The organism is Bacillus sp. Root131, from assembly GCF_001429475.1.
In the GTDB taxonomy this organism is placed as follows: domain Bacteria; phylum Bacillota; class Bacilli; order Bacillales; family Bacillaceae_G; genus Bacillus_A; species Bacillus_A thuringiensis_S.
Map to the genome: position 1 here is coordinate 133,059 of NZ_LMJQ01000042.1, position 24,280 is coordinate 157,338.

Below are 24,280 nucleotides of genomic sequence, written 5' to 3' on the forward strand. Positions count from 1 at the left end.
AAAAAGGTTCTCATTGGCGAGAACCTTTTTTTATAGTGGTAGCATAATTTGATTTGAGCATGCCTCAATATCATCAATATCTTGACGAATTGTGGCCATTTTATTATCAAGATCTTCAGCTTTCATTGCTGCATCATGTAGTTCATCTTTTAAATACTCCGGTATTTTCCCTTCATATTTATAATAAAGTTTGTGTTCTAAACTTGCCCAAAAGTCCATTGCCAGTGTACGTAACTGAATTTCTGCAAATACATCTTTTGTACCAGAATTTAGTGATAAAGGATATTTAATAATCATGTGTAAACTTTTATATCCGTTTCGTTTTGGGTTAGCGATATAATCTTTTACTTCAATGACTTCCATATCTTCGCGTTTTTGAATGACTTCTTTCAAATGATAAATATCTTCTACGAAGCAACATGTAATACGAATACCAATAATATCTTGTAAATGTGTTTGAGCGTTTTCAACTGTTGGTAATAAGCTTTTGCGTTCTAGCTTTTTAATAATACTTTCAGGTTGTTTTAGTCTTGTTTTTATATGTTCAAACGGGTTGTAATCCTCTAGGAATTGAGCTTCCCGGTTCATAATTTCAAATTTAGTTTTTAACTCTTCTAAAGCAAATGTATATGGTAATACAAAAGCTTTCCAGTAGTTAACTGTTGATTGATTATATTCCATTTATATACACACCTTTTCCTATTTACAAGTGAGGTTGTTATTATACTAAATACCAAATCATATAAGCACAAGCAGCAAATGATGAGATCATAAAGCGATATTTAGTTTTCATACTTTCAACTCCTTTCGAGTAAGATTCTATATAAATAAACGTGATTGTTAATAAGTTCACTATGTACAATTTCTATAGTAATAGATTCGTGTGAATTTCGTATGAACTAATTGTTTCAGCTTTTTGTCTTTTTTGCTGTTAATCATAATTATTATTCGGATTTAAAGTGTTTTCATTTGATTTATCCATTTGTATAAATTAATGTATATTTAAATTTATAGTTATTAAGGAGGATATATGGTGAACTTTGAAGAATTAGCAATTGCTAGACGTTCTGCAATGAAATTTATACAAGGTATAGAAATCCCTGATGAGGATTTTAAAAAAATATTTGAGTTAACTAAGCTTTCTCCATCTTGCTATAATTTGCAGCACACACATTATGTTGTAATTCGTGATCAAGAGCGAAAAGAAAGATTAAAAGAATTAGCGTTCGGTCAATATAAAGTATCGAGTGCATCAGCGGTAGTGCTCGTTTGTGGTGATAAAAGAGCATACCAAAATGTTGAAAATATTTACTTCGGTATGAAAGTTTTAAAAATGATTGATGAATGCGAATATGAAGATACCATTAGGCAAACGAAAGGTTTATATGAAGGAAAAGGAGAGCGTTTCATGGAGGATGAAGCGATTAGAAATGCTTCGTTAAGTGCGATGACTTTTATGTACGCAGCTAAATATTATGGCTATGATACATGTCCAATGATTGGTTTCGATGAAAAAGCAGTACAAAGTGAATTAAATATGCCAGAGCATGTAATACCTGTTTTAATGATTACGATAGGGAAAAGTGATACGACTAAAGTTCGTCCAAGAGGATATCGAAAGCCAATTAGTGAGTTTGTTACATACGAATCGTTTTAATAAAATTTATTTAACTATAAAAACAAGGGGATTCTAAATAGAATCTTCTTGTTTTTGCAATTGACAAATAGAATGAAGTTTTATAATATATAAATCGTAATCATTACGTTTTAGTTTGCGATCTTTGAAAGAAAGGAGAATTACCTATGCGTGTAAATATTACATTAGCTTGTACGGAGTGCGGTGATCGTAATTATATTTCTAAAAAAAATAAACGAAACAATCCAGAACGTATCGAATTAAAAAAATATTGTCCACGATTAAAGCGAGTAACGTTACATCGTGAGACGAAGTAGAAGACTAGAGATATCTCTAGTCTTTTTTTGTTAATAAGTTTTGGTTTTCTTTGTTATAATTACCTTAAATTGTAACGAAGGAGAGGGTATGGTGAATCAAAAAGATAAAGAAAGAAAAGAGCACGTAGCTCATATTATTGAAATTCCAGATGAATATAGGCTTGTTGTAGATGATCAAGAAGGGGTTGATGACCCGTATCATCTATTATGGTGGGGACATAAAGATGATGAGGAGAAACAGATACAAATTACATTAAATAGACATACTGGTAATTTAATTGAATTTAGGATAGATGATGGAAATTCTTTTTCGAGTGATAAGGGAGCGATAGAGGAGAATAAAGCAAGAGAGGTTGCAAATACATTCTTAAAAAAATATACAAAAGAAGGATATGAATTCTATACATATGTAACGGTTAAGGACGACAGGCGCGGTTGGAAAGAAGTAAATTATATGCAAGAAGTGAATAGCTATCCATTGCCGAATACTGGGTGTGTTGTGCGAGTGCACCCTTCAGGTAATGTTGTGCATTTTCATTACAATGGACAAAAAGCCATAGAGAAAAAAACGTTATGGCCAAGTGAAATTGTTGGGGAGAATATCGTTTTAGAAAATTTGAAAGCTAGACAAGATATGAGACTTGTATTTGTAGATTTAACATACTCTTCATGTGAGTATGAAAACGGGGAAGAAGTAAAAGGGTACCATCTTGTATATGAACCAGAGCCTAGTCATGCGTTTATTGATGCAAGTACAGGTAAAGATTTATATGGGCCAGAACACTATAAATTACCTTCTACAGTACTTGTTGATAAACCGCTAAAGAGTAGTCAAAAAAAAGATGTGTTTGATTTATTTGATTGGGACAAGGGGAAGTTTGTCAAAATAGATGAAAAAGTAGATGAGGATGAAGTCCGGATAAAATTTGTATTAAAAGAAGAATTACAAAAAGAAATAGAAGAGAAGGATTCATATTCAATGGATGAGTTTTATAAAAAACATTTTCCAATGTTGAAACATAATGAATTCGTTGTAATTACTCTAGATAAAGAAACAAATCAATTGCTTTCTTTTTTTATGTGGAAGGATGAGAAAAAAAGGAAAACAATCTTATCAAGAGAGCAATGTTTAAGCAAGGCACTTCAATTTTTAGAGCATATTATCCGAGATGCGACAAAGTATGTTCAACTTTGGGATAATTATGAGGAGGAAGAGGGGATAGAGAGGTTTTCCTTTTCAATCTATGTAAATGACATTCACGTAGAGCGGAAATATATTATGATCAACATCAATGCAGAAAATGGAGCTGTGATGCACTACTCTGGAGAGTCTGGCAACTTTATAAAAGAATTACTTACATATGAAACAACACCAAAAGTAACAAAAGAAAAAGCGTTAGAAATATACAGAGAGGCTATCCGAGTTAAATTAGAATGGTTTTTAGATCATGATGCAGAGGAAACCCAGTACAAACTACTGTACAAACAAACGACAGATGAAAAACATAAAGAACCTTTTGATTGTAGTCGGGAAATTCGTTATATTGATGCTCAAACTGGGAGAAAGATTTGGAGTAAGTAAAATAAAAAGAGTTATTTTTCAAAGAATATAAAAATAACTCTTTTTATTTTTATAATTTGCCTGTTCGTTTTTCAAAAGTAAATGTGATAGGAAGATCGGAATGAGAACTATCGTTTTTAAATGTTACTTTCCATTCTTTAGTATGGGCTTTAATTTCAAAATTAAGAAGATTCATTGCTCTACGTTTATCTATTTCTAAAAACATATTATGAATTTCCGGTTCTTGCTGTAAATTAAGAGCCTTTAGTGTGACTGTAAATGTGAAAAAATTCTGCCCTTCATATACTATCCTTGCTATTTTTGTTTTTGGTGTATTTAACACTACATAAAAACGGTCTGATTGAGTTAATTGTACAGAGTCATCGGTAATTTCATTCTCGTTAGTTTGAAGTTCAACTAAGAAAGATGTACTACGGGAAGAATCTGTTTTGCTTGTAATATGTAATTCAGTAGGAATCATGGGTATTTCATAAAACTCATTTTTTATTATAGTATTGTAGTCTTCTGAAAATTTACGAACTTCTTTTGGAAAAGAGTCTTCTTCTTGTGTATTTAAAAAGGTTTTATGTTGCTTTGGAAATTTTTTATTAAACTTTAATGTTTCTTTAAAGTAATAATTGGATCCAGTCAAAAATAAACAACTACAAATTAATAAAAAAATTCGATACGGATTTTGAAAGTGAAAGAAAAATAGTATACATGTAATAATTCCAATTACATAGAGAATAAAGATAAGTAGTTCTAGTTTTGAGTGAAAGGAAAAACCATAGTTATGAAAAAATTTCATTCCAGTTATAATTTGAGCTCCAAAAAATAAAGAAATTCCAAATTGAAAAAATAATAAATCAGGCCCTCTTTTAATAACAAAAGTAATGAACGAAATGAAAAGTAAAAATCCCCCTAAATAAATTGTTACATTTAATAATCGATCTAATGTAATCATGAATAGTGTCCCCTTTAATAGCATATTCATATATAAATAACAATTTCTTTTAATTATAATATAACAATAAAATATTTTAAATGTTAGAAGTGTTGAGTTTTATAAATAAACTGTACAGACACAAACAACCTCACGCCTACATACACATAATAAAGACCACTATTTTGGCGGAGGTGAAAGGTTTGAGTCTATTCGCCGCAATTGGATATATGGTTCGAGAAGTGTTTGTCTTTGTTTCTTATGTAAAGAATAATGCGTTCCCGCAGCCGTTATCATCAGATGATGAGAGAAAGTACTTAGAGTTAATGGAGCAAGGTGATGCTCAAGCGAGAAATCTTTTGATTGAACATAATTTACGGCTTGTAGCTCATATCGTTAAAAAATTTGAGAACACAGGAGAAGATGCAGAAGATTTAATTTCAATTGGTACGATCGGGCTCATTAAAGCGATCGAGAGCTATTCTGCAGGAAAGGGAACAAAGCTTGCGACGTATGCAGCACGCTGTATTGAAAATGAAATTTTGATGCATTTACGTGTACTAAAGAAAACGAAAAAAGATGTTTCACTTCATGATCCGATTGGGCAAGATAAAGAGGGCAATGAAATATCGCTTATTGATATATTAAAATCAGAGTCTGAAGATGTAATTGATATGATTCAGCTTAGTATGGAGTTAGAAAAAATTAAAGAGTATATCGATATTTTAGACGAAAGAGAAAAAGAAGTGATTGTGAAACGTTTTGGACTTGGGCTAGATAAGGAGAAAACACAGCGGGAAATCGCTAAGGCGCTTGGTATTTCTAGAAGCTACGTATCAAGGATTGAAAAGCGTGCTTTAATGAAGATGTTCCACGAGTTTGTAAGGGCAGAGAAAGAGAAAAAAGCGAAAGAGTAAAGTGTATTAGAAGCAGCCATATTTTAAAAGGGGCTGCTTTTCTTATTGTAAATAAGAAAAGAAAACGCGTTATGCTAAGAAGAAATACATGTTCACTGTTGAAAATGACGGATTCTATCTGTAATATTAGAAGGTGCTAAATAATTTAAGAATAATACCATACTTAGTTTTCTGTATGTATAATAAGGCTGCTTTATATGATATGTGGGAATAAGAACCAATTTTACATATGATATAGAAAGAAAAGAAGGGAAAACTAAAGTTATAGACTGATTAGGGGGTTTCGCAATTTGCGACGTACATTATATCGACTTATGATAGAACTTACAAATGGTCGCTTTACTTCTTATATATTACGTAAATTTGCACAATCTCGTTTGAGCTCTATCATTATTCCATCGTATGCGAAAGTTTTTCAAATTAATCAAGATGAGATGGAAAAGGGCTTGAAGGAATATAGAACATTGCATGAATTATTTACGCGTAAGCTAAAAGAAGGAAAGCGTAGTATTGATACAGATGCATCGAGTATCGTTAGTCCTGTTGATGGTGTTTTTGCAGATCATGGTCCTATTGAGGATACAAAAACATTTGATATTAAAGGAAAGCGCTATTCAATTGTGGATATGCTAGGTAATGAAGAACGTGCAACGCGATATGCAGGCGGTACATATATGGTAATTTATTTGAGTCCAAGTCACTATCATCGCATTCATAGTCCGCTTTCTGGTTCTGTGACTGAAAGATTTGTACTCGGTAGAAAATCATATCCGGTAAATGCAGCTGGTATGGAATACGGGAAAGAACCGCTGTCAAAAAATTATCGTTCTGTTACAGAAATAAGCAGTGATGGTGAGCATATGGCTCTTGTAAAAGTAGGTGCCATGTTTGTTAATAGTATCGAGCTTTTGCATGAGAGAGATACTGTTCAAAAAGGTGAAGAAATGGCATACTTTACATTTGGTTCAACAGTTGTGTTATTGTTTGAAAAAGATATGATAGAAGTAGTGCAGGAATTAAAGAGTGGACAAGAGCTTCGTCTTGGTGAAAAAATAGCTACTCGATTAGCTCATAAATAAAGAAAAGCTTTTATAACCGTAAGTAAGAGTTATGGGCAAAGATACTTAATGATGAAATCCCCTAGATGGGAGTACTTGTTTATTCGAGAGCCATCGTAGGATGGCTCTTTTTACAGGGCATCCAATAATTTATCCTGTAACTGTTTGATTGGTACGGGCTAATTAAACTTTCACTTTATATGTAATCAAGAAGATTTGACAAGCTTGTCCTCTAATGAGCGTCTAATGATTTCTTGTTTTATAAGTAAAATGAAGTCGGGATTTAATTTTAGTTCTTTTGCTTTATAATAAGACTCAGTGAGTAACTCAGTGGATAACTGTTCCATATGTTTTGTTTTCAAGGTGAGTCACCTCCTAATAATATAAGGATTGATTCGTTGATGCATTTAATGTACCAAAAAAATATGACAGTCACAAACGGGTGGTTATCCACATACCTAGGTGGATAAAGTGTGTATAGTTTGTTAGTAAATTCCAAATCAACTGAAAGATTAATGTGGAAAATGTGTACAATTTTATCCACAGGTTATATATCGAAAAATGTTGTCGAAAAATTTTATGAAAAATCCTCAAAGAGGTGAAAGAAATTGAAACTATTTTTACCAAATGAATATGTGAAAAATGTATATCATGTTCAACCAGAAGATTTAAAAAAACGTGGGATTAAAGGTGTTATTACTGATTTAGATAACACTTTAATTGAATGGGATCGTCCAAATGCAACCCCGCAACTTGAAAAATGGTTCTTGAAAATGAAAGAGCACGGCATCCAAGTAACGGTTGTTTCAAATAATAATGAGCAACGTGTAAAAGATTTTGCTGACCCATTAGGCATTCCATTTATTCATAGTGCACGTAAACCATTTGTTCGAGCGTTTAAGCGTGCGATACAAGAGATGCGTTTACAGGCAGAGGAAGTTGTGGTAATTGGAGATCAGTTACTGACTGACGTGCTTGGTGGAAACCGAGTAGGGCTTCATACAATTTTAGTTGTACCGGTAGCACAAACGGACGGATTAGTGACGCGCTTTAATCGAAAAATTGAACGCAGAATTATGAAAAATATGAAGAAAAAAGGTTTAATTAACTGGGAGGAATAAAGTTTGACTGAAACAATTAAATGTATTGGTTGCGGTGTAGAAATTCAAACAGAAAATAAAAACGAAGTGGGGTATGCTCCTACCTCATCTTTAGAGAAAGAACAAGTTATTTGTCAACGTTGTTTTCGCTTGAAGCATTACAATGAAATTCAAGATGTATCGTTAACAGATGATGATTTCCTACGCATTTTAAATGGAATTGGAAAATCAGATGCATTAGTAGTCAAAATTGTAGATATTTTTGATTTTAATGGTAGCTGGTTACCTGGTTTACATCGTTTCGTAGGAAATAATAAAGTATTACTTGTTGGAAATAAAGCTGATTTAATTCCAAAGTCAGTAAAACATGATAAAGTAAAGCATTGGATGCGCTATAGTGCAAAGCAACTAGGATTAAAACCAGAAGATGTCTTTTTAATTAGTGCAGCGAAGGGACAAGGAATTGCTGAACTAGCAGATGCTATTGAGTATTATCGCGGCGGCAAAGATGTTTACGTTGTTGGATGTACGAATGTAGGGAAATCGACATTTATTAATCGTATGATTAAAGAATTTAGTGATGAGACTGAAAATGTAATTACAACATCTCATTTCCCAGGAACAACACTTGATTTAATTGATATTCCATTAGACGAAGAATCTTCTTTATATGATACGCCAGGTATTATTAACCACCACCAAATGGCTCATTATGTTGGAAAGCAAAGCTTAAAGCTTATTACACCAACAAAAGAAATTAAGCCGATGGTATTCCAATTAAACGAAGAACAAACGTTATTCTTTAGTGGATTGGCACGTTTTGATTATGTAAGTGGTGGTCGTCGTGCGTTTACTTGTCACTTCTCGAATCGCTTAACAATTCATCGTACAAAGCTTGAGAAAGCAGATGAATTATATAAAAATCATGCTGGGGATTTACTAAGCCCACCAACGCCAGAAGAATTAGCAAATATGCCTGAGCTAGTGAAATACGAATTTAATATTCGTGAACCTAAAACGGATGTTGTATTCTCTGGATTAGGATGGGTTACTGTGAACGAACCAGGAGCAAAAATTGTTGCACACGTACCAAAAGGAGTAAGTGTTTCACTACGTAAATCTTTAATTTAATATGGAGAGGGATTTATGAAACAATTATATGGTGTAATCGGAAATCCAATTGGACATTCATTATCACCCGTTATGCATAACAATGCATTTGAACACTTGAATATGAATGCCCATTATCATGCGTTTCTTGTTGAAGAGGAAGTGCTAGGGGAAGCAGTAAGAGGTTTAAAAGCATTAGGTATTTCAGGATTTAATGTAACAACTCCGCACAAGGTTGCTATTATGGAGTATTTGGATGAGATTGACCCATTGGCAAGGAAAATCGGTGCAGTAAATACAGTGGTTCATAAGAATGGAAGGTTAATTGGCTACAACACAGATGGGATTGGTTTTGTTCGAGCGTTGCAGTCAATTAGTCATGAACCACTTCAAGGGAAACGTATTTTGTTACTTGGTGCAGGTGGTGCTAGCCGAGCTATTTATTTTTCTCTTGCTGATGTAGGTGTAAAAGAGATTGATGTAGCCAATCGTACAGTAGATAAGGCGAAAGAACTTATTGCTGCACGTACGGCCGATGTTAATTCTGTTGCTTTGTCGTTAGAAAAAGCGACAGAAGAACAAGGGAATTATGATATTATCATTCAGACGACAACAATAGGTATGCATCCACACGTCGAACATACGCCATTACAAATTTGTTCGTTAAAAAAAGGAACGATTGTATCAGATATAATTTATAATCCATTTGAAACGAAAATTTTATGTGAGGCAAAAGAGCAAGGTGCAATCATTCAAAATGGTATTGATATGTTTGTGTATCAAGGAGCACTTGCATTTGAAATGTGGACAGGAAGTGTACCGAATATCGGGAGAATGAAACAATTAGTTATAGAAAAGCTTGGAGGCTAACATATATGTTAACAGGAAAACAAAAAAGATTTTTACGTGCACAAGCACATCATTTAACACCAATTTTTCAAGTAGGAAAAGGCGGAGTAAATGAAAATATGATTAAACAAATCGCAGATACTTTAGAAGCTCGTGAGTTATTTAAAGTAAGTGTATTACAAAACTGTGAATTTGATCGCCGTGAGGTTGCGGAAGAACTTGCAAAAGGTGCACGTGCTGAAATCGTTCAAGTAATTGGAAGCACAATCGTTTTATACAAAGAATCAAGAGAAAATAAACAAATTAAGCTTCCTCGATAAAAAGATTAGCATGCGCTATTTTTATCGCTGATGCGTAATGATGTAGAGAGCGAAACCAATTGAACTTTTATTAATAGCAACTCTCTTCATTCCTAACCAAGGAGAGTTGCTGTATGTAAAAGGAAGGGGCGTTTCTTTTGAGGAAAATTGGCATCATTGGCGGTACATTTGATCCGCCTCACTATGGACATTTGCTAATTGCAAATGAAGTATATCACGCTTTGGATTTGGAAGAAGTATGGTTCTTGCCAAACCAGATTCCGCCACATAAACAAGGACGTAATATTACAAGTATAGAAAGACGTTTACATATGTTAGAGCTCGCGACTGAGGCAGAAGAACACTTTTCTATTTGTTTAGAAGAGTTAAGCAGGAAGGGCCCATCTTATACGTATGACACTATGTTGCAATTGACGAAGAAGTATCCGGATGTGCAGTTTCACTTTATTATTGGTGGGGATATGGTTGAGTATTTACCGAAGTGGTATAACATTGAAGCTTTACTTAATCTTGTAACGTTTGTTGGAGTTGCGAGACCTGGGTACACATTGCATACGCCGTATCAGATTACTACAGTGGAAATTCCGGAATTTGCAGTTTCTTCATCCTTATTACGTGAGAGATATAAGGAGAAGAAAACGTGTAAATACTTACTTCCTGAAAAAGTACAGGTATATATCGAGAGGAATGGGTTGTATGAATCGTGAGAATGCACTTCATATTGTTAAACAACAAATGCATGAAAAACGTTATACACACACAATTGGTGTAATGGAGACAGCGATTGAGCTGGCTAAGTTATACGGTGTGGACGAGAAAAAAGCAGAGATGGCAGCTATATTCCATGATTATGCGAAATGTAGAGCGATTTCAGAGATGGAAGAGATTATTAAACGTGAAGATTTGCCGAAAGATTTACTTTGCTATAATAAAGAGTTGTGGCATGCGCCTGTTGGGGCATACTTAGTAGAAAAAGAGGTAGGCATTACGGATTCTGAAATTTTGCAAGCTATTACATATCATACAAGTGGTCATGAGAACATGACAATGTTAGATAAAGTAATTTATGTAGCTGATTACATTGAGCCAGGGCGAAAGTTTCCAGGTGTGGAAGAGGCTCGTAAACTCGCATATACGGATATAAATCAAGCTTTATTATTTGCGTTAAAGAAAACAATTCAATTTTTAATGGAAAAAAATCAGACGATTTATCCATTAACATTCCAAACATACAATGCAGTTATCAAGGAGGAAATGAGTAAATGAACGATAAAGATTTATTAGTATTAGCGGCAAAAGCAGCTGATGATAAAAGAGCAGAAGATATGGTTGTCCTAAATATGCAAGGTATTTCACCAATTGCAGATTATTTCATTATTTGTCACGGTAATTCAGATAAACAAGTGCAAGCAATTGCACGTGAAATTAAATCAAAAGCACATGAGTTCCAAATCGACGTACAACGTATGGAAGGTTTTGACGAAGCACGTTGGGTATTAGTTGATCTTGGAGATGTAGTTGCTCATGTATTCCATAAAGATGAGCGTAATCACTATAATTTAGAGCGTCTATGGGGCGATGTGCCACGTGAAGATATTACAGAAGAGCTAGGCCAATGAAATACGAACAATTTGCATTGTTGTACGACGAACTAATGAATGATGTCCCTTATGATAAATGGGTGGAATTCACAGAGGAAAGCCTGCAGCAAGCAGATATGAAAGAGGCAAAAATTCTTGATGTAGCATGCGGTACGGGTAATGTAACCCTTCCGCTTGTGCAAAAGGGTTACGATTTAATAGGTGTCGATCTTTCAGAAGAAATGTTAACAGTCGCTCAGCAAAAACTGGGAGCAGAGGGATACTTTATTCCTTTTTATCAACAAGACATGCGAGAGCTTGATGTTCCAGGTGAGTTTGATTGTGTAACCATCTTTTGTGATTCATTAAATTATGTATTGCAAGAAGATGGAGTGCAAGAAACATTTAGAAGAGTATTTCACCATTTACGCCAAGATGGCTTGTTTTTATTTGATGTACATTCTTTATATAAAATACATCATGTATTTCAAAATGAAACGTATACAGTGAATGGAGAAGAAATATCTCTTATTTGGAATTGCTTCCCTGGTGAAGAATCAAATAGTGTAGAGCATGATTTAACATTCTTTGTTCAAGATCCAGAAGAAGATGTGTACCATCGGTTTGACGAATGTCACGTGCAACGTGCATATCAAGTGGAAGAGTTAACGAAATGGCTTGAAGAAGCAGGTTTTACAGTGCTTCGTGTAACAGGTGATTTTGAGCGACTTGAAGTTACAGAACAAACAGAGCGTATTTTCTTCATGGCGAAGAAAAACGGATAAAGTGAAACTTTAATCAGCGGGGTGCGAAGCTCCCCGCTGATTATTAGTTGAACCAATCGGGCTTTTACGGGCAGCCCGACCCCCTCCTAACTTCTTTGCTTTCGCTGAGTTTTAAGGTGGGGATCTTACTGGCCGTTAATGCGGGATAAAACAAAAGCAACCGAGAAGGTTGCTTTTGTTTTATAAAGAAGATGTATTTTTAGTTCTAGCATAATCTGAAGATCGTATGCGTAAAGTGTGGGAATAGTAGTTGAAGTGAAAATGTATTGTAAAAAAGTAATTATTTATAAAAAGGATTTGGAATGTAAATGACGTATTTATTATGTGTGTTTATTGAATTGCTGATCAACGCATTCTAAATCTTCATCAAATTTTTCATGTGTTCGCTCGATTAACTTATGGAACATATCTCCAACGTGTTCTTCTAAAACCCGAATGCCTTCCCCAGTAACGCCGCCTTTCACGCAAACCTTTTCTTGTAAGGTAGGTAATGTGAAGATTTCTTTTTCAAGTAATTTCCCCATCCCCACGACCATTTCACTTACTAAAGTAGTAGCCTCTTCGTGTGTAATATTTGTTTTATCTACAGCAGCGTTAATGAAGCATTGTAGTAAATAACTAAAGAAAGCAGGACCGCAACTTGCTATATCAGATGAAACGCGCGTTATATCTTCTTCTATTACAAGAGGTGTAGAAATGTTTTTGAATAGACGAAGTAATTTTTGTTGCCATTCTTCAGAGCAATTATCTCCAAATGTAAATAGTGAGGCGCCAGAGAGGGCGCGGTTTGTGATACTTGGAATGATACGCGCGACGTGACAAGGTACGAGAGTCTCTAATTGTGATGGAGATATTGGACTCGTAATAGAAACTAAGCACGTTTCATCAGAAAAATGTTCAGCGTATTTTTTTAGGATAGGGTATATATCTATCGGCTTAACGCAAATAAAAATAAGTTGTGATTGTTCGATTACTTCCGGGATTGTTTTTGCTATATGAACAGAAGGGTATTTTTCTTTTATATGATATGCTTTGGCAGGCGTCCGATTAATGATTGTAAGGCACGAAGGTTTGACAGCACGGGTTTCTAAAAATGCATCGATTAGTATATTCCCCATGTTTCCTGTCCCTATAATTCCTATGTTCAAAGTTTCATCCCTCCTTCGTAACAGCTTTCTCCTAAACAATATGAATGATGTTATAAATTTATGATTAGAGGTGTAAAATGATGTGGGATTTTCCGAAAAAGTGGTTAGGTTTAGTAGCTATTATTGGAACTTTACTTTTTCTTGTTTTTTGGAAAACGAATCAGAGTGTAGAACGAACGCCTATTACAATGAATGTGCAAGAGAAGGAGATAGAAAAAAAGGGTAAACCGAAAATATCGGATACAAAGGAACAGAAAAGAACAATTATAATTGATGTGAAAGGAGCGGTTAATAAAGAAGGGGTATATGAAATGAAGGAAGGAGATCGCGTAAAGGATGCGGTTCAAAAGGCTGGTGGTTTTTTATCAGAAGTAGATATCAAAAAAGTGAATTTAGCACAAATTGTACAAGATCAAATGCTTCTTTATATACCGAGTAAAAATGAGTCAGAACAAGGGATGTTTACTTCTTCTAAGGAAGATGGCAAGATTCGAATAAATACAGCAGCGAAGGAGCAATTGGAAAAGATTACAGGAATTGGCTCTCGAAAGGCAGAAAGTATTTTGAAATATCGAGAAGAACATGGTCCGTTTCAGAAAATAGAAGATTTATTAGAGATTGATGGGATTGGTGCGAAGTCTCTTGAAAAGATAAAAGATCAAATTATTATTCCGTAAAAGATTGACGAAGTTTTTCTTCTTTCGCTACACTACAAGTAGACAAAAAAGTAGGTGAAAAATATGGAACGAATTTCATGGGATCAATATTTTATGACGCAAAGCCATCTACTATCGTTACGTAGTACATGTACAAGGCTTGCGGTAGGAGCGACAATCGTTCGCGATAAACGAATTATTGCTGGTGGATATAATGGTTCGATTAAAGGTGGCGTACATTGTATAGATGATGGTTGTTACGTAATCGATAATCATTGTGTTCGGACAATTCATGCCGAAATGAATGCTTTATTACAATGTGCCAAGTTTGGTGCGAAAACAGAGGAAGCAGAAATTTACGTTACGCATTTCCCTTGTTTACAATGTTGTAAGGCAATTATTCAAAGTGGTATTACAGCGGTTTATTATGCGCAGGATTATAAAAATCATCCATACGCCATAGAGTTATTTGAACAAGCGAATGTAACAGTGAAGCACGTTCCGCTAGAATATGATATTGCTGCATTAGAGGAGCAAAAACGTTATACGGAGTTAAAAGAATTATTTGCGTCTTTAGAAAAAGATAATTTATCAATGGAAGAATTACAGCATGTATTCACGAAAGCAAAAATGATGCTATAAGGAGTGAGTATAAGTTGCAGGAACAATGGGGGTATGTTGCAATCTCGTTTATAATAGGGATTGCAATTGCCTTTTCCTCGTCACTTTTATTGATAGTTTTTTGCCTCTTTTTAAATATTTTCTTCTGTTTATATCGCACTTCGCGTAAAACCTTCTTTTTTTGCATTGTAGCGTGCTTTAGTGGCGCTATATACACTTCTTATGTTCAAGGGTGGAATAAGTCTCTAGGAGAGTCCTATGGAGTTACAAGAGGTGTTATACAAAATACACCGCTTGTTAATGGCGATCGCCTATCTTTTCAATTTGAAGATCACAATAAAAATATAGTGCAATTAAGTTATAGAATAAAATCAGCCTTGGAAAAGGAAAAAATGCAACAATTATACGCAGGGATATCATGTGTATTCGAGGGTGAGAGGAAAGAACCACAAACAGCTCGGAATTTTCATGGTTTTAATTACCGTGATTATTTATACAAGCAACATATTCATTTCACATTTGAGGCTACATATATTTCTGAATGCTATAAAACATCACTGTCGCTTATGCAATGGATTCTCCTTTTGAGGCAACAAGCAATCTCGAAAGTTACAGAAATGTTTCCAGAGCAATCAGGTGCTTTTATGAATGCGTTACTATTTGGTGATAGACAACAAATGACGTTTGAAGTGGAAGAGCAATATCAACAGTTTGGTCTTATACATTTGTTAGCAATTTCAGGTTCGCACATTGTATTGTTAATGGGGATAGTATATTTTATTTTGCTAAGAAGTGGTGCGACGAGGGAGGTAGCAACAATTTGCCTTATCGTCTGTATTCCTTTGTATATGGTTTTAGCAGGGGCGTCACCATCTGTTATAAGGGCTTCTATAGCAGGAGTTTTGATGTTGATTGCTTTTATGTGCTCGATTCGTTTATCTAGTTTAGATGCTTTAAGTGTAACAGCTATATGTATGCTTATATATGACCCTTATCTTGTTTTTAATATTGGATTTCAGTTTTCTTTTGTAGGTAGCTTCGCTTTACTTTTGTCTGCTCCGTTCTTATTAGGGAGTAGCAACGGAGTAATCCGAAATTCTATTTATATTTCTATCATTTCACAGCTCGTTAGTACTCCGATTTTGTTATATCACTTTGGTTATTTTTCTCCATATAGCATTTTCCTCAATCTCTTATACGTTCCGTTTTTATCTATCATTGTATTACCATGTAGCATTATTATTTTACTGTGTATGCCAATTGTCCCGTTTCTCGCAAAAGGATTTGCGAATGTATTATCAATAGGCTTGAGTATGTCTAATGATTTTCTAAGTTATTGTGAAAGTTTACCATTTACCCAGCTTGTTTTTGGGAAAACGCCCTTCAATCTTGTAGCTGTATATTGCGCGAGTATTGTCAGTATATTGATGGTTTGGGAAAGGAGAGCGCCGAAAAAAATGGTGTGTATAGTTGTGAGTGTATTTCTTTTTATTAGCACGTGTCATTATGTATATCCATATTTTAGAGGAAGCGGAAGTGTAACATTTATTGATGTTGGACAAGGTGATGCAATATTAATTCGCCTTCCGTATGATAAAGGGATTTATCTTATTGATACAGGTGGAACGCTTCGTGTTAATAAGGAAGAATGGCAACAAAAAAAGCATGAATTTTCTGTTGGAAATAATGTTTTAATACCCTATTTACAAAAAGAAGGTATTAAAACAATTGATAAATTAATCGTAACGCATGGAGATGCAGATCATATAGGTGCTGCGCAAGAATTATTATCATATATACCTGTAAAAGAAGTGGTATTTGGCCGAAAGGGAAAAGATGCAGTATTAGAAAAAGTAGTAAAGAAACAGGCATTAGAAAAGGAAATGAAAATAACTGAAGTGGGGGAAGGGGAGAGTTGGAGTGTAAATGAAGCTGAGTTTTTCGTTTTAGCTCCAAAAGGAAAAGAAAAAAGTGAAAATAATGCTTCAATTGTAATATGGGCAAAATTTGGAGGATTGACGTGGCTATTTACAGGCGATTTAGAAGAAGAAGGAGAGCAGTTTTTGGTATCTGCGTATCCAGATTTGCGAGTGGATGTTTTAAAAGTTGCTCATCATGGAAGTAATACGTCATCTATAGAGTCTTTTTTGAACGTTATACAGCCCCGTGTAGCGATTATATCTGTTGGTAAGCAGAATAGATATGGACACCCGCATAAAGAAGTAATAGAACGTTTGGAGAAGATGGGGAGTGCGATATGGCGCACGGACAAGCAAGGTGCTATTTCCTATGTTTTTAAAGGGGAAAATGGAACCTTTCAAAGTAAAATCACATATGATAAGTCATATAATAGGTGAAAAAGAGAAGACTGCCATGAAGTGGCAGTCTTTAAGAACCGATAAATTTAATAACAGTTGCAATGATGAAAAGTGTTGCGAAAAAACCAAATGAGACGATAAATCCTACCCCTGAATCAATAGCGTCATTGCGTTTACTTTGAACGTTTTGTTCAAAATCATTCATTTAGAATCCCTCCCCAACATTCCACTTTAGTATAAAATATTGTCAGAAAAAAATCTACAATTTCAATGTGAAGAGAAAATGAGCTTTTTGCGAATTTTAGATTATGAAGTAACGTGAGTTTTTTGTTTCCAAGCATGTTAACAGTTGGCACTTATACTGGAATTTTTATTGTGAATAATAAAGGGAAGGTGATTACCGCACACCAATAAGAAACCCGGGGCTTATTGCGTGGCGTTTAATATAAATAAAGGGACGGGTTATAAAGCCTGTTCCTTTGTACTTGTAAAACAAAAGCTAGGGCATTAGTATAAATATATATTGCCAAGTTAGGGAGTAGGAAAAAGTATGAGTGATATACATAAAAAAATTAAAAAGAAACAGTTTGCTCCGTTATATTTACTATATGGGACGGAAGCTTTTTTTATAAATGAAACGATAAAGCTTATTACGACAGAAGCACTTGAAGAAGAAGATCGAGAGTTTAATGTTGTGACATACGATTTGGAAGAAGCGTATTTAGAAGATGTGGTTGAGGATGCGCGTACGCTTCCTTTCTTTGGAGAGCGGAAAGTACTGTTAATAAAATCACCGCTATTTTTGACTTCGCAAAAAGAAAAGTTAGAGCAAAATATAAAAATTTTAGAAGAATACATTGGTGAACCTTCTCCATTTTCTATTCTTGTTTTTGTTGCGCCTTACGAAAAACTTGATGAGCGAAAAAAAATTACAAAACTATTAAAGAAAACAGCAGATGTAGTAGAAGCGAATGCGATGCAAGTGCAGGATGTTCAGAAGTGGATTGTTGCTCGGGCAGATGAAGTGCATGTGCACATTGATAACGCGGCTGTTAGTTTGTTGCTAGAGCTGGTGGGAAGTAATGTAACGATGTTGGCGAAGGAAATGGACAAGTTAACGTTATACGTTGGTATGGGCGGAGAGATTACAACGAAACTTGTTGCAGAGCTTGTGCCAAAATCAGTTGAGCAAAATGTATTTGCTTTGACAGAAAAAGTGGTGAAAAAAGATATTGCAGGTGCGATGCAAATTTTGGATGGATTATTTACGCAGCAGGAAGAACCGATTAAATTGCTTGCATTATTAGTGAGTCAATTCCGTTTGTTGTATCAAGTGAAAGAGTTACAGCAACGTGGTTATGGGCAAAATCAAATTGCATCACATATTGGTGTACATCCGTATCGTGTAAAATTGGCAATGAATCAAACGAAATTTTTCTCTTTTGAAGAATTAAAAAAAGTGATTATAGAATTAGCGGAAGCTGATTATAGTATGAAGACGGGAAAGATGGATAAGAAACTTGTGCTCGAGTTTTTCTTAATGCGATTAAATCATATGTGATGACACAAAAAAAGTTCATGTACCTAGTGCATGAACTTTTTTTGTATATAAAAAAACGATCCAAATGGATCGTTTTTTAAACGCCTTACGCGTTTACTTGTTTCGCTAAGCGAGATTTTTGACGAGATGCAGCGTTTTGGTGGATAAGACCTTTACGAGCTGCTTTGTCAAGTTTTTTAGAAGCAGTTTTGAAAGCTTCTTTAGCATTTTCAAGATCGTTATTAGTAACTAAAGCTTCTACAGTTTTAACAGCAGAACGCATGTCAGACTTGATAGAAGCGTTATGTGCACGACGCTCTTCGCTAAGTTTAGCGCGTTTGATAGCAGATTTGATGTTTGCCATACTTTTCACCTCCCTGGTGCAATCGAATGACTCGATTCTTACATAGAACAAGTGATATTCTATCAAACGGTGAAGAGAATTGCAATAGTATATCCATGAAATTTCACGTAAAGGAAAGAATGACCTTATATAACTTTGGGAAATCTAACGATATTTACTATGAATTACGGAGGAGATACGATGAAAGAACCATTGGATTTAAGTAAATATAGCGTTAGAACTGACCTTGCTGTAGAAGCTCATCAAATGTTGCAAGAAAGCCAAGAAGAACAAAAAGGGATACAGGGGGTAATTGTAAAAGAGAGGGAAGAAGAAGGTACTATAATTACAAAAGTAACAATTGATGAAGCTGCCTCTGAAGCGATGGGTAAAAAACCTGGAAATTATTTAACGCTTGAAGTACAAGGTATACGTCAGCAAGATACAGAACTTCAACAAAAAGTGGAGCGTATTTTCGCAAAAGAATTTTCTTATTTTTTAGAAGAGGTTGGTGTTACAAAAGAAGCGAGCTGTTTAATTGTAGGCCTTGGGAATTGGAATGTAACACCGGATGCTCTTGGGCCAATAGTTGTAGAAAATGTATTAGTAACGAGACATTTGTTTCAATTGCAGCCTGAAAGTGTAGAAGAAGGATTTAGACCTGTTAGTGCAATTCGTCCGGGGGTAATGGGGATTACAGGTATCGAAACGAGCGATGTTATTTATGGGATTATTGAGAAGACAAACCCAGACTTTGTAATTGCGATTGACGCATTAGCTGCCCGTTCTATTGAACGAGTAAATAGCACGATACAAATTTCTGATACTGGAATCCATCCTGGATCAGGGGTTGGGAATAAACGTAAGGAACTAAGTAAAGAGACATTAGGTATCCCTGTTATCGCAATTGGTGTTCCGACTGTGGTCGATGCCGTTTCGATTACAAGTGATACGATTGATTTTATTTTGAAACATTTTGGTCGAGAGATGAAAGAAGGAAACAAACCTTCAAGATCTTTGTTACCAGCGGGATTTTCATTTGGAGAAAAGAAAAAATTAACAGAAGAAGATATGCCAGATGAAAAGAGCCGAAATATGTTTTTAGGTGCTGTTGGTACGTTAGAAGAAGAAGAAAAAAGAAGGTTGATTTATGAAGTGCTATCGCCTCTTGGTCATAACTTAATGGTGACCCCAAAAGAAGTAGATACTTTTATTGAGGATATGGCGAATGTAATAGCGAGTGGTTTAAATGCAGCGTTGCATCATCAAATTGATCAAGATAATACGGGAGCGTATACACATTGAGGGAGAAAGATGATAATAGTTTGAGTCGTTTTGCGCTTTTGTGTATATGTAGTGTAGCTTTATGTTTACTTATGATGATAGCAGGAGTGTCACTTGCTAATCATGGTTTGAAAAGTATGAAAGGTTATCGGCAATTGTCGTATGAACAAATAGCTCATATGACAGGGACAGAGAGTACAGGTGCTGAATCAGAAATTTTGGGTAGTTCGTTTTCAGCTTCAGAAAAACAACAACAATTAGAACGTTTAAGAAGTTTTAATGTTGTAGAAGGAATTGGGATGGCGGTAGCAAGTGTAGCTTATGAAATGACGAAGTTCGGAACGGATATAGTTGTTGGGAAAATAAAGGGGATTTTTAGCTAAGAGTAGCATGGGAGATGGTTGTTTTACTGATTTGTAAGACAACAGTTTTAAAATTTGAAAAGGGTTTGTCTCTTATGGTTTATTCGCATAAGATATAGATAGAATGATTTGTATCGTAAGCAGCACGAGTTTTCATTGAATCTTTGTTGCTCTATTGATATAATCAGTGCTAGTGTATATTGGCGAGACTATTAGGAGTTGAGAACATAGATGAACAAAGAAGAAAGAGCAAAAAGACAGTCCAAAATTCGTAATTTCTCTATTATTGCTCATATTGACCACGGAAAATCAACGTTAGCAGACCGTATTTTAGAGAAAACAAATGCGTTAACACAACGCGAAATGAAAGCTCAGTTGCTTGACTCTATGGATTTAGAGCGTGAGCGTGGTATTACAATCAAATTAAACGCAGTACAATTAAACTATAAAGCAAAAGATGGTGAAGAGTATATTCTTCATTTAATTGATACACCAGGACACGTCGACTTTACGTACGAAGTATCTCGTAGTTTAGCGGCTTGTGAAGGCGCGATTCTTGTAGTAGATGCAGCGCAAGGTATTGAAGCGCAAACGTTAGCGAACGTATACTTAGCGCTTGATAACAACTTGGAAATTTTACCAGTTATCAATAAAATCGATTTACCAAGTGCGGATCCAGAACGTGTACGTCAAGAGGTAGAAGATGTAATTGGTTTAGATGCATCAGAAGCGGTACTTGCTTCTGCAAAAGCTGGAATTGGTATTGAAGAAATTTTAGAACAAATTGTTGAAAAAGTACCAGCTCCGGCAGGTGATTCAGAAGAGCCGTTACAATGTATGATTTTCGACTCTTTATATGATCCGTACCGTGGTGTAATTGCTTATATCCGTGTTGTAAATGGAACGGTAAAAGTTGGCGATAAAGTACGTATGATGGCAACGGGTAAAGAATTTGAAGTAACAGAAGTAGGTGTATTTACACCGAAAACTACGCAACGTGACGAGTTAACAGTAGGTGATGTAGGTTTCTTAGCAGCATCTATTAAAAACGTAGGTGATACACGTGTTGGTGATACGATTACACATGCGAAACGTCCAGCTGCAGAGGCGTTACCAGGTTACCGTAAATTAAACCCGATGGTATTCTGTGGGCTGTATCCAATTGATTCTGCTCGTTATAACGATTTACGTGATGCGTTAGAAAAATTAGAGTTAAACGATTCTGCTCTTGAGTTTGAACCAGAAACATCTCAAGCGTTAGGATTTGGTTTCCGTTGTGGATTCTTAGGACTTCTTCACATGGAAATCATTCAAGAACGTATTGAACGTGAATTTAAGATTGACTTAATTACAACAGCGCCAAGCGTTATTTATAAAGTTTATTTAACAAACGGTGAAGATGTTATTGTTGATAATCCATCTAATATGCCAGACCCACAGTCTATCGATCGTGTAGAAGAGCCGTTTGTGAAGGCTTCAATTATGGTTCCGAATGACTATGTTGGAGCTGTAATGGAAATTTGCCAAGGTAAACGTGGAACGTTTATTGATATGCAATATTTAGATGAAACGCGTGTTACATTAACATATGAAATCCCGTTATCAGAAATCGTATATGACTTCTTCGATCAATTGAAATCAAATACGAAAGGGTATGCATCATTTGATTATGAGTTAATTGGTTATAAACCATCTAAACTTGTGAAAATGGATATTCTTTTAAATAATGAACAAGTGGATGCTTTATCATTTATCGTACACCGTGATTCAGCATATGACCGTGGTAAAGTAATTGTAGAGAAATTAAAAGAATTAATTCCGAGACAACAGTTCGAAGTGCCAATTCAGGCGACTATCGGAAATAAAGTTGTAGCACGTTCTACAATTAAGGCGATGCGTAAAAACGTACTTGCAAAATGTTACGGCGGTGACATTTCTCGTAAGCGTAAACTTCTTGATAAGCAAAAAGAAGGTAAAAAACGTATGAAGTCTGTTGGTTCTGTAGAAGTGCCGCAAGAGGCATTCATGGCTGTACTGAAAATGGATGACAACTAATATTTGAAATAAAAAAGAAGTCGTTTGTGCGGCTTCTTTTTTCTGTATAATTACTTTTTAGACATCTGAGCAGCTCTCATTTACAATAATGAGAGAGCTTTTTAGTTCATATAGAGTTAGGAGATTGTTAATGTCCGAAAATATTCGAAAAGATATTCAAGATAAAATACAAAATGGCAATTTTAATTGTGAAAAGGAATTGACGCTTTCTATTATTAGTGGAAAGTGGAAAGTTGTGATACTGTGGCATCTTGGTGTGGAAGGGCCTCATCGTTTTAGTGAATTACAACGGTTATTCCCAAGCATTTCTCATAAAGTTTTGTCGAACCAATTAAAAGAGTTAATGGAAGATGGGATTGTTGATCGAACAGTATATCCCGAAATTCCTCCTCGTGTTGAGTATTATATGACGGAACTAGGCATGTCACTTTTACCGATCGTTGAAATGATGTATGATTGGGGAAAAATGCGAATGGAACAAATTCGTAATACGTTAGAGAAGTAGAGAATCCTCCGGAGTGCGGAGGTTTTCTTTTTAGAAAGGTAGGAGTTATATTTGGTACAAGCTGCATATATTCATATCCCGTTTTGTCAGCACATTTGTCACTATTGTGATTTTAATAAAGTGTTTATTGAACGCCAACCGGTTGATCAATATTTAGATTATTTAGAGAAGGAAATAATAAATACGGTTCAAAGAGTTCCGTTTGATAGTATGAAAACGATTTTTGTGGGCGGTGGAACTCCGACAGCGTTAAATATGGAACAGACAAAAAAATTACTCGAGATTATTAATCGTCATTTGCGCCCGTTTGCTCCGAATTGTGAATTGACATTTGAAGCGAATCCAGGAGATCTACCGAAAGAGAAGTTGAATGTACTACTAGAAGGTGGAGTGAATCGAATTAGTTTTGGTGTGCAAACGTTCCGTGATGAACTGCTTGAGAAAATCGGGCGCAAGCATACGAGGGAAGATGCATTCCTAGCGATTCGAGAAGCTCAGGAAGTAGGCTTTAAAAATATTAATGTAGATATTATTTATGCTTTGCCAGGACAAACGATAGAAGATGTGAAGGAAACATTAGACATTGCTTTTACGCTTGGTGTACAACATTTCTCGGCATATTCATTAATTGTGGAACCTAAAACAGTGTTTTATAACCTAATGAATAAAGGGAAATTGCGTCTTCCGGGTGAAGACCATGAAGCGAAAATGTATGAAATGGTAATGGATGAAATGGAGAAACACGGTTATAACCAGTATGAAATTAGTAATTTCTCAAAAGGTGACAATAAAAGTAGACATAATCTCACATACTGGAATAATGAAGAGTATTATGGCTTTGGAGCTGGAGCTCATAGTTATGTGAATGGGGAACGTATTCAAAATGTAGGTCCGCTGAAGCAATATTTTAATAAAATTGATGAAACAGGATTTCCGTATTTAGATGTTCACGTGGTGACGGAGAAAGAAAAGATGGAAGAAGAGTTGTTCTTAGGACTTCGAAAAACAAAAGGTGTATCTAAAATAGCATTTCAAAAGAAATTTAATATGGAGATGGATCAAGTTTTCGCGAAGCAGTTACAAAACAACCAAGAACAAGGATTGCTTGAAGAGAGCGATGGATATGTTCGTTTAACGCGAAAAGGAAAATTATTAGGGAATGAAGTATTCCAATCATTTTTAATTGACTAATTAAATGTTCCATTAACGTGAAAAAGTTTCATTATTTCGTGACGTTTCCGTTGACAATTGAATGTCAATTTTGGTAAGTTA

The 24,280-nt window shown here is 35.1% G+C and carries 28 protein-coding genes; 22 read left to right on the top strand and 6 right to left on the bottom strand.

What is annotated here, in order from left to right; genetic code table 11:
- Positions 1-30 precede the first annotated feature (30 nt).
- Positions 31-681 (bottom strand): GTP pyrophosphokinase family protein, encoded by a 651-nt coding sequence (locus ASE54_RS30180; protein ID WP_000456230.1) that lies wholly within the window; start codon positions 679-681, stop codon positions 31-33.
- 349 nt (positions 682-1,030) lie between these two features.
- On the opposite strand from ASE54_RS30180, the gene ASE54_RS30185 reads away from it, so the two are divergent.
- The 3 genes from ASE54_RS30185 (at position 1,031) to ASE54_RS30195 (ending at position 3,535) form a co-directional block, all read left to right on the top strand.
- The gene (locus ASE54_RS30185) at positions 1,031-1,657 is read left to right on the top strand and encodes a nitroreductase family protein (protein ID WP_000245980.1); all 627 of its coding nucleotides are present in this window, start codon (positions 1,031-1,033) and stop codon (positions 1,655-1,657) included.
- Positions 1,658-1,803: 146 nt separating this feature from the next.
- Complete coding sequence (gene rpmG, locus ASE54_RS30190) at positions 1,804-1,953, top strand: 50S ribosomal protein L33 (RefSeq protein ID WP_001265617.1); 150 nt, start codon at positions 1,804-1,806, stop codon at positions 1,951-1,953.
- Between the two features lie 88 nt (positions 1,954-2,041).
- Positions 2,042-3,535: a YcdB/YcdC domain-containing protein gene (locus ASE54_RS30195; protein WP_003309944.1), complete on the top strand. Its 1,494-nt coding sequence runs from the start codon at positions 2,042-2,044 to the stop codon at positions 3,533-3,535.
- 49 nt (positions 3,536-3,584) lie between these two features.
- Here ASE54_RS30195 and ASE54_RS30200 read toward each other — a convergent pair whose 3' ends face one another.
- Positions 3,585-4,478, bottom strand: a complete 894-nt coding sequence (locus ASE54_RS30200) for a hypothetical protein (protein ID WP_000631114.1) — start codon at positions 4,476-4,478, stop codon at positions 3,585-3,587.
- 182 nt (positions 4,479-4,660) lie between these two features.
- Here ASE54_RS30200 and sigK point away from each other — a divergent pair, with 182 nt between their 5' ends.
- Positions 4,661-5,374: an RNA polymerase sporulation sigma factor SigK gene (gene sigK / locus ASE54_RS30205; protein WP_000051382.1), complete on the top strand. Its 714-nt coding sequence runs from the start codon at positions 4,661-4,663 to the stop codon at positions 5,372-5,374.
- Between the two features lie 290 nt (positions 5,375-5,664).
- Positions 5,665-6,453 (top strand): phosphatidylserine decarboxylase, encoded by a 789-nt coding sequence (locus ASE54_RS30210; RefSeq protein ID WP_001254999.1) that lies wholly within the window; start codon positions 5,665-5,667, stop codon positions 6,451-6,453.
- Positions 6,454-6,638: 185 nt separating this feature from the next.
- Here ASE54_RS30210 and ASE54_RS30215 read toward each other — a convergent pair whose 3' ends face one another.
- Positions 6,639-6,794, bottom strand: coding sequence for a sporulation histidine kinase inhibitor Sda (locus ASE54_RS30215; RefSeq protein WP_000850094.1), 156 nt, complete (start codon positions 6,792-6,794; stop codon positions 6,639-6,641).
- A gap of 246 nt (positions 6,795-7,040) precedes the next feature.
- Here ASE54_RS30215 and ASE54_RS30220 point away from each other — a divergent pair, with 246 nt between their 5' ends.
- The 8 genes from ASE54_RS30220 (at position 7,041) to ASE54_RS30255 (ending at position 12,176) form a co-directional block, all read left to right on the top strand.
- Entirely contained in the window at positions 7,041-7,553 is a 513-nt protein-coding gene (locus tag ASE54_RS30220; RefSeq protein ID WP_000765316.1) for a YqeG family HAD IIIA-type phosphatase, read from the top strand.
- 3 nt (positions 7,554-7,556) lie between these two features.
- Entirely contained in the window at positions 7,557-8,663 is a 1,107-nt protein-coding gene (gene yqeH / locus ASE54_RS30225; protein WP_000140807.1) for a ribosome biogenesis GTPase YqeH, read from the top strand.
- A gap of 15 nt (positions 8,664-8,678) precedes the next feature.
- Positions 8,679-9,512 carry a shikimate dehydrogenase gene (gene aroE, locus ASE54_RS30230; protein ID WP_000812107.1) on the top strand — a complete coding sequence of 278 codons (834 nt, stop codon included), beginning with the start codon at positions 8,679-8,681 and terminating at the stop codon, positions 9,510-9,512.
- 5 nt (positions 9,513-9,517) lie between these two features.
- The gene (yhbY, locus tag ASE54_RS30235; RefSeq protein WP_000955224.1) at positions 9,518-9,811 is read left to right on the top strand and encodes a ribosome assembly RNA-binding protein YhbY; all 294 of its coding nucleotides are present in this window, start codon (positions 9,518-9,520) and stop codon (positions 9,809-9,811) included.
- A 137-nt stretch (positions 9,812-9,948) separates the two neighbouring features.
- Positions 9,949-10,518, top strand: coding sequence for a nicotinate-nucleotide adenylyltransferase (nadD, locus tag ASE54_RS30240; RefSeq protein ID WP_001226031.1), 570 nt, complete (start codon positions 9,949-9,951; stop codon positions 10,516-10,518).
- A complete protein-coding gene (yqeK, locus tag ASE54_RS30245; RefSeq protein WP_001078483.1) occupies positions 10,508-11,077 on the top strand; it encodes a bis(5'-nucleosyl)-tetraphosphatase (symmetrical) YqeK in 570 nt (189 codons plus the stop codon). The genes nadD and yqeK overlap by 11 nt, the downstream gene beginning before the upstream one ends.
- The gene (gene rsfS, locus ASE54_RS30250; RefSeq protein ID WP_000998173.1) at positions 11,074-11,430 is read left to right on the top strand and encodes a ribosome silencing factor; all 357 of its coding nucleotides are present in this window, start codon (positions 11,074-11,076) and stop codon (positions 11,428-11,430) included. Before yqeK ends, rsfS begins: the two co-directional genes overlap by 4 nt.
- Positions 11,427-12,176 (top strand): class I SAM-dependent methyltransferase, encoded by a 750-nt coding sequence (locus ASE54_RS30255; RefSeq protein WP_000873064.1) that lies wholly within the window; start codon positions 11,427-11,429, stop codon positions 12,174-12,176. The genes rsfS and ASE54_RS30255 overlap by 4 nt, the downstream gene beginning before the upstream one ends.
- A gap of 320 nt (positions 12,177-12,496) precedes the next feature.
- Here the strand turns inward: ASE54_RS30255 and comER are convergent, their stop codons facing one another.
- A complete protein-coding gene (gene comER / locus ASE54_RS30260; protein WP_001020554.1) occupies positions 12,497-13,324 on the bottom strand; it encodes a late competence protein ComER in 828 nt (275 codons plus the stop codon).
- 77 nt (positions 13,325-13,401) lie between these two features.
- Here comER and ASE54_RS30265 point away from each other — a divergent pair, with 77 nt between their 5' ends.
- The 3 genes from ASE54_RS30265 (at position 13,402) to ASE54_RS30275 (ending at position 16,958) form a co-directional block, all read left to right on the top strand.
- Entirely contained in the window at positions 13,402-14,001 is a 600-nt protein-coding gene (locus tag ASE54_RS30265) for a helix-hairpin-helix domain-containing protein (RefSeq protein WP_000989935.1), read from the top strand.
- Positions 14,002-14,064: 63 nt separating this feature from the next.
- Complete coding sequence (locus ASE54_RS30270) at positions 14,065-14,622, top strand: ComE operon protein 2 (RefSeq protein WP_000439773.1); 558 nt, start codon at positions 14,065-14,067, stop codon at positions 14,620-14,622.
- A 14-nt stretch (positions 14,623-14,636) separates the two neighbouring features.
- Complete coding sequence (locus ASE54_RS30275; RefSeq protein ID WP_001157828.1) at positions 14,637-16,958, top strand: DNA internalization-related competence protein ComEC/Rec2; 2,322 nt, start codon at positions 14,637-14,639, stop codon at positions 16,956-16,958.
- A 31-nt stretch (positions 16,959-16,989) separates the two neighbouring features.
- On the opposite strand, the gene ASE54_RS35410 is transcribed toward ASE54_RS30275, so the two are convergent.
- Positions 16,990-17,124 (bottom strand): YqzM family protein, encoded by a 135-nt coding sequence (locus tag ASE54_RS35410; protein WP_000997609.1) that lies wholly within the window; start codon positions 17,122-17,124, stop codon positions 16,990-16,992.
- 345 nt (positions 17,125-17,469) lie between these two features.
- Here ASE54_RS35410 and holA point away from each other — a divergent pair, with 345 nt between their 5' ends.
- Positions 17,470-18,480: a DNA polymerase III subunit delta gene (gene holA, locus ASE54_RS30280; RefSeq protein ID WP_001279923.1), complete on the top strand. Its 1,011-nt coding sequence runs from the start codon at positions 17,470-17,472 to the stop codon at positions 18,478-18,480.
- 85 nt (positions 18,481-18,565) lie between these two features.
- On the opposite strand, the gene rpsT is transcribed toward holA, so the two are convergent.
- Positions 18,566-18,823, bottom strand: coding sequence for a 30S ribosomal protein S20 (gene rpsT / locus ASE54_RS30285; RefSeq protein ID WP_001274012.1), 258 nt, complete (start codon positions 18,821-18,823; stop codon positions 18,566-18,568).
- Between the two features lie 180 nt (positions 18,824-19,003).
- Between rpsT and gpr the strand changes: the two genes are divergently transcribed.
- From gpr to hemW, 5 genes are all read left to right on the top strand, one after another.
- Entirely contained in the window at positions 19,004-20,107 is a 1,104-nt protein-coding gene (gpr, locus tag ASE54_RS30290) for a GPR endopeptidase (protein ID WP_000662644.1), read from the top strand.
- Positions 20,104-20,469 carry a YqxA family protein gene (locus ASE54_RS30295; protein ID WP_001207094.1) on the top strand — a complete coding sequence of 122 codons (366 nt, stop codon included), beginning with the start codon at positions 20,104-20,106 and terminating at the stop codon, positions 20,467-20,469. Before gpr ends, ASE54_RS30295 begins: the two co-directional genes overlap by 4 nt.
- Before the next feature lie 210 nt (positions 20,470-20,679).
- Positions 20,680-22,503 carry an elongation factor 4 gene (gene lepA / locus ASE54_RS30300; RefSeq protein ID WP_001030948.1) on the top strand — a complete coding sequence of 608 codons (1,824 nt, stop codon included), beginning with the start codon at positions 20,680-20,682 and terminating at the stop codon, positions 22,501-22,503.
- A gap of 130 nt (positions 22,504-22,633) precedes the next feature.
- Entirely contained in the window at positions 22,634-23,008 is a 375-nt protein-coding gene (locus ASE54_RS30305) for a helix-turn-helix domain-containing protein (protein ID WP_001293539.1), read from the top strand.
- Between the two features lie 51 nt (positions 23,009-23,059).
- Positions 23,060-24,199: a radical SAM family heme chaperone HemW gene (gene hemW / locus ASE54_RS30310; RefSeq protein WP_000249440.1), complete on the top strand. Its 1,140-nt coding sequence runs from the start codon at positions 23,060-23,062 to the stop codon at positions 24,197-24,199.
- Positions 24,200-24,280 lie beyond the last annotated feature (81 nt).